Origin of the sequence: Chamaesiphon sp. VAR_69_metabat_338 (genome assembly GCF_031423935.1) — a bacterium.
Taxonomy (GTDB): Bacteria; Cyanobacteriota; Cyanobacteriia; order Cyanobacteriales; family Chamaesiphonaceae; genus Chamaesiphon.
The window spans coordinates 1-10,458 of record NZ_JANPGM010000495.1; the positions used below are offsets into that span (position 1 = coordinate 1).

The 10,458-nt window shown below is 48.9% G+C and carries 10 protein-coding genes; all 10 read left to right on the forward strand.

The window, feature by feature from the left end:
- The first annotated feature begins 224 nt into the window (after positions 1 to 224).
- Positions 225 to 722, forward strand: a complete 498-nt coding sequence (locus RMO84_RS13705) for a pentapeptide repeat-containing protein (RefSeq protein WP_310489007.1) — start codon at positions 225 to 227, stop codon at positions 720 to 722.
- A 38-nt stretch (positions 723 to 760) separates the two neighbouring features.
- Positions 761 to 1,939, forward strand: coding sequence for a 5-(carboxyamino)imidazole ribonucleotide synthase (locus RMO84_RS13710; protein WP_310489008.1), 1,179 nt, complete (start codon positions 761 to 763; stop codon positions 1,937 to 1,939).
- A gap of 490 nt (positions 1,940 to 2,429) precedes the next feature.
- On the forward strand, positions 2,430 to 3,122 hold the full coding sequence (locus tag RMO84_RS13715) for a type 1 glutamine amidotransferase domain-containing protein (RefSeq protein WP_396135860.1): 693 nt from the start codon (positions 2,430 to 2,432) through the stop codon (positions 3,120 to 3,122).
- A gap of 104 nt (positions 3,123 to 3,226) precedes the next feature.
- Positions 3,227 to 4,276, forward strand: a complete 1,050-nt coding sequence (locus RMO84_RS13720) for an NAD(P)-dependent alcohol dehydrogenase (RefSeq protein ID WP_396135862.1) — start codon at positions 3,227 to 3,229, stop codon at positions 4,274 to 4,276.
- A 74-nt stretch (positions 4,277 to 4,350) separates the two neighbouring features.
- Complete coding sequence (locus RMO84_RS13725) at positions 4,351 to 5,427, forward strand: AI-2E family transporter (protein ID WP_310489011.1); 1,077 nt, start codon at positions 4,351 to 4,353, stop codon at positions 5,425 to 5,427.
- Positions 5,428 to 5,543: 116 nt separating this feature from the next.
- Complete coding sequence (gene lpxC, locus RMO84_RS13730) at positions 5,544 to 6,368, forward strand: UDP-3-O-acyl-N-acetylglucosamine deacetylase (RefSeq protein WP_310489012.1); 825 nt, start codon at positions 5,544 to 5,546, stop codon at positions 6,366 to 6,368.
- A 59-nt stretch (positions 6,369 to 6,427) separates the two neighbouring features.
- Positions 6,428 to 6,946, forward strand: coding sequence for a 3-hydroxyacyl-ACP dehydratase FabZ (gene fabZ, locus RMO84_RS13735; protein ID WP_310489013.1), 519 nt, complete (start codon positions 6,428 to 6,430; stop codon positions 6,944 to 6,946).
- A 303-nt stretch (positions 6,947 to 7,249) separates the two neighbouring features.
- Positions 7,250 to 8,092, forward strand: coding sequence for an acyl-ACP--UDP-N-acetylglucosamine O-acyltransferase (gene lpxA / locus RMO84_RS13740; protein ID WP_396135861.1), 843 nt, complete (start codon positions 7,250 to 7,252; stop codon positions 8,090 to 8,092).
- 252 nt (positions 8,093 to 8,344) lie between these two features.
- Positions 8,345 to 9,502, forward strand: coding sequence for a lipid-A-disaccharide synthase (gene lpxB / locus RMO84_RS13745; protein WP_310489014.1), 1,158 nt, complete (start codon positions 8,345 to 8,347; stop codon positions 9,500 to 9,502).
- A 200-nt stretch (positions 9,503 to 9,702) separates the two neighbouring features.
- Positions 9,703 to 10,458, forward strand: a 756-nt coding sequence (gene lpxB / locus RMO84_RS13750; protein WP_310489015.1) for a lipid-A-disaccharide synthase, incomplete at its 3' end; no start/stop codon positions are given.

Genomic DNA, 10,458 nt, shown 5'->3' on the forward strand with positions numbered 1-10,458 from the left:
CGTTGGGTAATCAAAAACGCGATCGCATTGAGCACCCAGGTGATGAGTAGTTTGAACATTGGGAATTGGGGGTTGGGGGTTGGGAGCGGGCGTTGGGATCGATCGAGCAGTCTTGGTTTTGCGATAAACTGTCAATGTTAAGGAATGTAAAAATCTGACTGAGACTAACTAGCTTAGATTCAAGCCTTCATCATCTAGCGATCGCTAACTGTTTATTTGAAAATATGCCTACTATTATCGCGCTCATCCTTGCTTCTCTATTAATCTTCTTTCCCGGTCAGGCAATTGCGGCGGGAGGAACTGCTCAATACAAACCATCGTTATCTTATGATAATGCCGAACTCAGCGGGCAAGATTTTTCCGGGCAAAATCTTCAGACAGCGGTGTTTACTACCGCCAAGTTAGATAAAACCAATTTTGCGGGTGCAGATCTGACTGGTGCGGTGATCAGTTCCACAACCTTAAGCTCGACCAATCTTCATGGTGCCGATCTCTCGCAAGGTTTGCTCGACCAAGTGCGATTTGTCAACGCCGATCTCAGCGATGCCGTATTTGTAGAAGCGATGATGTTGCGATCGACATTCAAGGATACTAATATTGCTGGTGCCGACTTCACCGATGCGATTTTGGGCAAACTTCAGCAAAAAGAACTGTGCAAGATCGCCACAGGTGTCAATCCCAAGACTGGTGTCGCCACTCGCGACTCCCTCGGCTGTAAATAACAAAGTAGAGACAAGGTTGAGTCGGATTGAGAATTGAAATGAAACGAATCGGCGTAATCGGTGGCGGACAATTAGCGTGGATGATGGCCAGTGCCGCCCAAAAATTGGGACTTGAATTGGTCGTACAGACGCCAGATCCTGGGGATGTCGCTGTCAGTTTGGCAGCAGAGGCGGTATTTGCCGAGGTTGATGATGTCGCGGCTACAGCGGTGCTGGCGGCTAAATGCGATGCGATTACCTTTGAAAATGAGTTTGTCGATCTCGATGGCTTGAGCAAACTCGCCGCAACGGGTAAGGCGTCTTTTTTGCCAAAATTGTCGGCATTGGCTCCATTGCTAGATAAATATCGCCAGCGTTGCTATCTGCAAGAATTAGGTTTGCCGACACCCCAATTCGCGCTGTTAGAGCGAGCGGCATTACCACCTTGGTTTGCATTTCCCGTGGTGGTTAAAGCACGCCGCAATGGTTATGACGGTCAGGGGACGTTTATCATCAAATCGCAAGCTGCGCTAGAGAGCCTGTGCGATCGCTATCCCGACACGCCATTCTTAGTGGAAGAATTTGTCAATTTCGATCGCGAGTTGGCCGTTATCGTCGCCAGAGGTGTCGATGGTGAGGTCGTTACTTACCCGATCTTGGAGACTCAACAAGAAGACCAAGTCTGTCGGCGGGTATTTACGATTTCCGATCTACCCGTCGAGACGATCGATCTGTGTAACTCGATCGCAGCTAAATTAATGACAAGTCTCGATGCTGTTGGCGTGTTTGGGATCGAGTTATTTGCCACAGCCGATGGCCGCGTATCGGTCAATGAAATTGCCCCCCGCACCCATAACTCGGGACATCTGACGATCGAAGCTTGTGCTACTTCTCAATTTAGCCAACTGCTGCGGGCGGTGGCTGGCTTACCTTTAGGCAGCACTGCGCTGACCTGTGGCGGCGCGGTTATGGTGAATTTATTGGGTTATGAAGATACTCACAGCGATTACCTCACCCAACGCCAGCAGATCGCCGCTCTTCCCCATACTTACCTCCACTGGTACGGCAAGCAGTCGCGAGTCGGTCGCAAACTCGGTCATGTGACGCTGCTCGTCGGTACCGATGCCGAACATGAACGGCAGGATTATCGATCGCAGGCTGAAGCCTTAGCGCGACAGGTGGAGGCAATTTGGTATGTACAAACACCTGTCGCCAAGATCGCAGATCTAGCTAGCTAAACCTATTACCGATCTGACTTGTTGTCGATCGGGTGAGGTCGGATCTTTGGCCTCAAAAATTATTTCAAATAACATGAGTTCGGGTTAAGAATATTGGCTTCGCTTTGGTACCGCCAACGATTGCCAGTCTCCAGGCAACTATTATCCCAAACTGACATTAAATAATTCTCGCCAACCGATCGCTTTTCGATCCGCTTGAATCTTGGCTGGATCTACCACTATTGATAGAGATTAGATTGGCAAATTGAACTATAAGATGGATGAGTGTTAATGTCTGTGAGAATAATTTTTAGTTGTGTGATGCGCTAAAGGTCGAACAGCCAACGTAAATTTTCATGGGCTTTTAAGTAATTTGTCTGCTTGACGATGGCCTCGATCGCACCAACACAAGTAGCAATATTAACGGCAGCAATTTGCATTTGCATAGATACTGAAGCTGCTAATGAAAACTTAAAAAAAGGTCAGCGATCGAATACTTAAAGGAGTCAACATGAAAATATTAATGGTACTGACCTCACACGATCGGCTCGGAAATACAGGTAAAAAAACTGGTTTCTGGCTGGAAGAATTCGCCGCACCTTACTACACATTCCAAGCTGCTGGTGCCACTATTACCATCGCTTCACCGCTAGGCGGTCAGCCGCCACTCGACCCCAAGAGCGATACCCCAGAGACTCAGACCGATGACACGCAGCGTTTCAAGGCAGATGCCGCCGCCCAATCCGCGCTCGCGCAGACACTTAAATTAAGCGAGATTGCCGCTAGCGATTTCGACGCGGTATTTTACCCCGGCGGTCATGGCCCACTCTGGGACTTGGTTGAAGATAAATCTTCGATCGCCTTAATCGAAACTACACTGGCAGCGGGGAAACCAATCGCCCTAGTTTGTCATGCGCCCGGGGTACTGCGCCGAGTCAAGGCAGCCAATGGCGATCCGATCGTCAAAGGTAAAGCCGTCACCGGCTTTACCAATACCGAAGAACAGGCAGCCGGCTTGACGGAGATCGTGCCGTTCCTAGTCGAGGATATGCTCGTGCAAAACGGTGGGCATTATGCCAAAGTAGCCGACTGGCAGCCTTATGTGCTCAAGGATGGTCTGCTGATTACGGGGCAAAACCCCGCATCTTCTGCGCCAGCCGCCAAGGAACTGCTCGAACAGCTCAGTCTGCTTACTAGTGCCTAGCATGGCTTTTTAGTACCCAGCATCGGCCACCTTGAGTGCAGTTTGAGGCGGCGACGATCGATGTATTCAAACGTTTCACTTACAGACACAATCACATGCCAGCGATGACCACCAATGCCTACGCAGCTCAAAATGCGACGACTCCGCTCGCACCATTTAACCTTCAACGCCGTGAGGTGGGGCCAAAAGATGTCCAGATCGAAATTCTCTACTGCGGCGTCTGTCACTCAGACTTACATACAGTCCGGAGCGAGTGGCAAGGTACTACTTATCCCTGCGTACCCGGTCATGAAATTATCGGACGAGTGGTCGCCGTTGGTGCCGACGTTAAAAAATTCAAGGCTGGCGATCCTGCTGGTGTGGGTTGTATGGTCGATTCCTGCCGCACTTGTGTCAATTGTGAAGCAGACCTGGAACAGTTCTGTAATGACACAACCTTTACCTACAACTCCGCTGACAAAAAGTCTGGAGGCATTACCTACGGCGGCTATGCGGACAGCATCGTTGTAGATGAAGCCTTTGTCCTAAAAATTCCACCGAATTTGGATCTCGCTGCCACTGCGCCGCTACTTTGTGCCGGAATTACGACTTATTCCCCGATGCACCACCACAATGTGAGCAAAGGGCAGAAAGTTGGTATTGTGGGACTGGGCGGACTGGGACATATGGGGGTGAAATTGGCCAAGGCTCTGGGCGCGCATGTAGTTGTGTTTACCACCTCCGCCAACAAAGTTGAAGATGCCCTCCGACTCGGAGCAGATGAGGTCGTCAATTCCAAGAATGCCGACGAGATGAACAAACATCTCAATAGTTTCCATTTCATTCTCGATACCGTGTCCGCACAACACGATATCACTGCCTATCTGCTGTTGTTGGGGCGCGACGGCAATCTCACTCAAGTCGGCGTACCGCCCGAGCCGCTATCGCTGAATGTGGGCAGCTTGGTATTTGGTCGGCGGAGTCTCAGCGGCTCGCTGATTGGTGGTATTAAGGAAACTCAAGAAATGTTAGATTTTTGCGGCGAGCACAATATTACTGCCGACATCGAACTCATCCCGATCCAAAACATTAATGAAGCCTACGATCGATTAGTAAAAAGCGATGTCAAATACCGATTTGTCATTGATATGGCATCATTAAAACCAGCTAGCTAAACGATTGTATTTCAAACAGTTATACTCGTCAAAGCCAGCCCAGACCTCTTGCAGTAGCCACCGTTCGATCTCAAATGCGCTCCTACCAAAAACTACCTCAATGGCTCAAAATTAGCTTAGCGTTTCCGTTGATTTTTCTAAATGCGTGGTCGATCGGGTTACTTTATGGTTTCTTGCAGCCGATTTCTAGCATCGTCATTACTGCTTGTTTGGTCGCGTTTTTACTAGATTATCCGATCGCCTTATTAGAGCGACGCGGATTACCCCGAGCTTGGGCAATTGGGTTAGTTTTGGCGATCGCCGTTGCCTTAATGGGTGCAATTAGTTTTGGGCTATTGCCGATCGCGATTCGACAGTTGGAAGAGTTTGTCAACCGGCTGCCAGCTTGGATCGCCGCCGCACAGGCACAAGTGACCGACATCAGTACGCTCCCCATCTTTCAAGATCTCCCGATCGAGCTGACCAATTTAACAACGGGATTAACCGATCGAGTCACTCAAACATTACAATTAGCCTCACGCAAAGCGATTTTTTTGGCTTTGGATACGATTAATAGTGCCTTAAATTTACTCTTAATTTTAGTGTTAACTATTTTATTAGTATTTAGCGGCAAATCATTGTGGCATGGATTGTGGAGCTGGTTCCCCGCACCCTGGAACGAACGGATTCAAGACTCGCTCCGGCAAAGTTTTCAGAGTTATTTTGCAGGTCAGGCAATCGTCTCGACCATTCAAGGCATCTCCCTGATGACTGTATTTTTATTACTCCAGATTCCATTTGGATTGCTATTTGGATTGACGATCGGATTTGCCAGCCTGATTCCGTTTGGTGGCACCGTCACGATTATTATTATTAGTTCTCTACTGGCTCTCCAAAATATTTGGTTGGGACTCAAAGTGTTGGCGGTGGCTATTCTCGTCGGTCAGATTATTGAAAATGCGATCGCCCCTCGATTGATGAGCGGTATGACTGGACTCAATCCCGCTGTTGTCTTTATCTCTGTACTGACCGGATCTCAAGTGGGTGGACTGCTCGGACTCTTACTCGCTGTGCCGACTGCTGGGTTTACGAAACGGATCGCCGATATGCTCAAGGAGCGGCTGTACCAAAGGTCGATCGGTTCCGATCCGGCTTTGCGTGCGGGATCTTAATTGCTGGCGCGATCGAATTCAGGATTGGATTAGTACCGCCCGTCGCCATAAATGGCACATCATGTCATAATTAACACCGAATCGCTCCGATTTTAAGAGTTTTAACTTACAGTGTCATGCCTACTGTCTCAAATATTTGTGAATTCCAGGGCATCGGACTGCATTCTGGGATCGATACAATTGTCCGGATCTTACCAGCAGAGCCAGGAGCGGGGCGTTATTTCGTGCGAGTCGATTTACCCACTACCCCAGAGATTCCAGCGCAAGTCGGTAATGTCAGTCAGACGACACTCTCGACAGAGCTGACGGCCAATGGTGCCTCGGTGCGGACAGTCGAACATTTACTCGCAGCTCTAGCGGCACTAGGTATTACTGATGCCCGAATCGAAGTCGATGCCGCAGAATTACCCCTGCTAGATGGCTCGGCACGAGTTTGGGTCGAGGACATCATTCGATCGGGAATCGAGCCATCGCCAAGCCATTTAGCAGCATCTGGCGCGATTGAGACACCAGTCTGGATTCAACACGGCGAGATATTTGTGGCGGCTCTACCGTCGCCAGTGCTGCGATTTACCTACGGTATTGATTTTGATGTCGCACCCATCGGTAATCAGTGGCACAGTTGGCAACCAGATCGCGAGGACTTTGCCACCGAGATCGCTCCGGCACGTACCTTTGGATTGGCGCACCAGATCGAACAGTTGCGATCGGCAGGATTGATTAAAGGTGGTAGTTTAGATAACGCGCTAGTTTGTGACGAGATCCAGTGGCTCAATCCCCCTTTAAGATTCCCAAATGAACCATCCCGTCATAAACTATTAGACTTAATCGGCGATCTCAGTTTGCTCGGCAAATTTCCCCAAGCTCATTTTGTAGCATATAAAGCCAGTCACCAGTTGCATATTCAGTTGGCACAAAGGCTCCATGAAATGGGATATTAGAACATTGACACTTTCACGAACAACCAAACAACAATATAACTACATAACTATTAGGTCTAATGTCCACTACCCTCGATCGATCTCAAGATACCCCTGTCTCTGCAAGCAAACCAGAACATCCCACTCCCACCGAGCCGATTAAAACTACCTTTAACATCCAAGAAATCCATCAGCTCTTACCCCATCGCTATCCCTTTGCCTTAGTCGATAAAATTATCGACTTCGTACCAGGAGAAAAAGCCGTCGGCTTAAAAAATGTCACCTTCAACGAACAATTTTTCCAGGGACATTTTCCCGGACATCCGCTGATGCCGGGGGTGATGATTATTGAGGCGATGGCTCAAGTCGGCGGGATCGTCTTGACCCAACTGCCCGAATATAATGGCGGCTTATTTGTGTTTACCGGCATCGACGGCGTCAAATTTCGCCAGCAAGTAGTTCCAGGCGACCAATTGGTGATGACAGTGGAACTCCAAGCCTTCAAACGTCGTCGATTTGCCAAGATGCACGGTCGCGCCGAAGTCAATGGTCAACTAGCTGCTGCTGGAGATCTTACATTTGCTCTAGTAGAAGTGTAATCGAGATATTGGCGATTGCCGATCCACTGCAGACAGAAAGTGCTAGCATCTTTCAACCCTGGGCATAATAGTGAGTAAGGAACTAGTCTGATGCCTAACGACTAACTTGCGACCCCATCGTTGAAAAGCTTGTGCCATCGCAGCAGCAACCAGTAACACACCAAGATCGATAATGACTCAGGGAAGTGGCCTCAGCCCCAAACCCGTCCCAGCCTGCTCGATTGCTTGGATTTACCACTGTCTGTCAAGCGAATATGCAAAGCATCCGCATCACCGATCACCTAATGGCAGGAAAATGACAAGATGGCTGGAGTAGCAATGTTAATGACACGAATTCATCCTACCGCTGTGGTGCATCCTAGCGCGGAACTCGATCCGACCGTGCAGATCGGCCCGTATGCGATTATTGGCGAACATGTCAAAATCGGTGCTGGGACTACAGTTGGTGCCCACGCCATCATCGAAGGGCCGACGACTATCGGCATTGGCAATCAGATTTTTCCAGGGGCGGCGATCGGCTTAGAGAGCCAAGATTTAAAATACAAAGGTGACGAAACCTGGGTCAAAATTGGCAACTATAATCGGATTCGCGAATACGTGACGATCAATCGTGCCACCGGCATTGGCGAGGCCACGACGATTGGCGATCGCAATTTATTAATGGCTTACGTGCATGTGGCTCACAATTGCACGATCGAAGATAATGTCAAAATTGCCAATGCCACTTCGCTAGCTGGCGATGTCTATGTCGAATCCGAAGCAGTAATTAGTGGGGTGCTGGGTATCCATCAATTTGTCCGCGTCGGTAGATTATCGATGATTGGCGGCATGACTAGGATTCAGCGCGATGTCCCCCCATTTACGATCGTCGAGGGGACGCCCGCACGGGTACGCGCGCTAAATTTTGTCGGTCTAGAACGCGCTGGCTACTCTGCCGAAGAATTAACGGTGCTCAAAAAAGCCTTCCGGACGATCTATTACTCTCATAAAACCCTCAATCACGCACTAGACGATTTGGACTTGTTCCCCAACTATGAGAGCGTCCAACACCTCCAGCGATTCTTGAGATTATCGATCGATGGTAAAGCCGATCGCAAACGGCGCGGCCCCATTCCTGGTAAATCTATCGATAATAAAAGCGACTAATTTAGGGAATAGGGAATAGGGGATAGAGGATAGGGTAAGTTGTTTGGGTGATTCAACTAAATAAACAATCGCTATTAATTAACAACTCTAAAACTAGGTTCTCACTGAGTATTCAGTAATATACACATGAATTGTTCCGCCTACCCTCTGTCTCGAAGCTTCACTATCTGGCGGCGATTTCTTGTAAATCTTCAGGAAAGCGAGCGATGAGATCGAATCGCTTTCCCCTATCCCCTATCCCCTATCCCCTAAGTGAAAACTATCTTCATTAGTACTGGAGACGTATCTGGCGATCTTCAGGGTGCGTTGCTCGTGGCGGCACTCAAGCGACTAGCCGAACAGTCGGGGATCGACCTAACGATTGTGGCTCTCGGTGGCAGCAAAATGGCCGCAGCCGGTGCGAAAATCATCGCGGATACCACTTTCATCAGTTCGATCGGTGTCTGGGAAGCATTGGCGTATTTGAGGCCATCATTCCAAGCGCGGGATCTGGCCAAACAGTATGTAAAAGCCAACCCGCCAGATGCCCTCATTTTGATTGATTACGTCGATCCGAATATCAGTATCGGTAAATATGCCCGAGATCTGTTTCCAAATCTGCTCATCGACTTCTATATTGCGCCGCAAGATTGGGTGTGGCCGAGGCAACATAAAAGAGCTAAATTAATTGTTAGTTTCATCAATGAAATCTTTTCAGTTTTCCCGATCGAAGCCAGTTACTTTACCGAACGCGGAGCCAAAGCAACATTTATCGGACATCCATTAGTCGATCGAGTGGCTACTCTCGCCAGTCGAGACACCGCTCGCCAACAACTGGGAATTAAAGACGCGGATATCGCTGTAGCCTTGATTCCCGCTTCGCGGCAGCAAGAATTAACCTACATTCTGCCGGTGATTTTTGCTGCCGCGCGTCAAATTCAAGATCGATTACCGCTGGTTCGGTTTTGGATACCCTTAGCACGACCGGATTTTGTCGATGAGATCGAAAGCCAAATTAAAGCCTATCAACTCAACGCTACTTTAGTTACTGAAAATGCCGATCTCGTGCTGTCAGCAGCAGATTTTGCAATTACAAAATGCGGCACGGTTAGTTTAGAACTAGCACTGCTGAATATTCCGCAGGTCGTGGTTTATCGGGTCAGCAAGGTGACAGCTTGGATTGCCAAAAATGTGGTTAAATTCGCGATTCCCTATATGTCGCCGACTAATTTGGTCGAAATGAAGCCGATCGTGCCAGAATTATTGCAAGATGAAGCTACTGCCGATCGCGTTGCGAGTGAAAGTCTCGAACTGATGCTCAACCCAGAACGCCGCGAACGGATGCTATCTGATTATGCCCAGATGCGCACAGCTCTAGGCGATCCTGGCGTCTGCGATCGTGTCGCCGCAGCCATCCTCGCAAAATTGTAATCGGCAAACCCACTTCACCAATTCATCCTCAATCTTCACCCTCTAAGTAGATGAGTGCAAATATTTATTAAACAAATAATGCCCCAAACTTAGATGGTGGGCGGTGTCTTGATGAGCTAAACCGTTGGCGAAGCCACTCCGAAGGAGTTACGCGCATCGCTGTCCACACTACGCTCTCCCAACTCCCAACTCCCAACTGAATGACAACGCTCCCCGCCCCCCGCTCCCCGCTCCCCGCTCCTGAGAAAACCATCTTCATCAGTACTGGAGACGTATCTGGCGATCTGCAAGGCTCGTTACTCGTCACCGCACTCAAGCAACTAGCCCAAACATTGGGGATCGACCTGAAGATTGTCGCGCTCGGTGGCGGTAAAATGGCCGCTGCTGGGGCAGAAATCCTGGCAGATACAACGGGCATCAGTTCGATGGGGATGTGGGAAGCTTTGGCCTATATTCAACCCTCATTTAAAATTAAAAGTATTGCCAAAAAGTATTTAAAAACCAATCCACCGGATGCGATCGTCTTAATTGATTATATTGTTGCCAATGTGGAGATTGGGAATTACGCTCATACTCAATTACCTCGCGTACCAATTTCTTACTATATTGCACCGCAAGAATGGGTGTGGTCGATCGGTACTAAAAAGACTGATGCAATTGTCAAATTTACCGACAAAATCTTGGCAATTTTTCCTGGTGAAGCGAAGTACTTTAGCGAGCGCGGAGCCAAAGTTAATTATGTCGGCCATCCATTAATCGATCGCGTCGCAACTTTAGCTAGTCGAGCAGTGGCTCGCGACAAATTAGGAATTACTGACGATGATATTGCCATCGCCTTGATTCCCGCTTCCCGCAAACAAGAGTTACGGTATCTGTTACCAGCAATCTTTGGAGCCGCACAGCAAATTCAGGCGCAATTACCTCATGTCCGGTTTTGGATTCCCCTCTCCCGCGAT

Bases quoted from the DNA above. Each gene is read 5' to 3' on its own strand.
- fabZ (WP_310489013.1), top strand. From the start codon at position 6,428: ATGTCCACTACCCTCGATCGATCTCAAGATACCCCTGTCTCTGCAAGC.
- lpxA (WP_396135861.1), top strand. From the start codon at position 7,250: ATGGCTGGAGTAGCAATGTTAATGACACGAATTCATCCTACCGCTGTG.
- RMO84_RS13725 (WP_310489011.1), top strand. From the start codon at position 4,351: ATGCGCTCCTACCAAAAACTACCTCAATGGCTCAAAATTAGCTTAGCG.
- RMO84_RS13705 (WP_310489007.1), top strand. From the start codon at position 225: ATGCCTACTATTATCGCGCTCATCCTTGCTTCTCTATTAATCTTCTTT.
- RMO84_RS13715 (WP_396135860.1), top strand. From the start codon at position 2,430: ATGAAAATATTAATGGTACTGACCTCACACGATCGGCTCGGAAATACA.
- RMO84_RS13720 (WP_396135862.1), top strand. From the start codon at position 3,227: ATGACCACCAATGCCTACGCAGCTCAAAATGCGACGACTCCGCTCGCA.
- RMO84_RS13710 (WP_310489008.1), top strand. From the start codon at position 761: ATGAAACGAATCGGCGTAATCGGTGGCGGACAATTAGCGTGGATGATG.
- lpxC (WP_310489012.1), top strand. From the start codon at position 5,544: ATGCCTACTGTCTCAAATATTTGTGAATTCCAGGGCATCGGACTGCAT.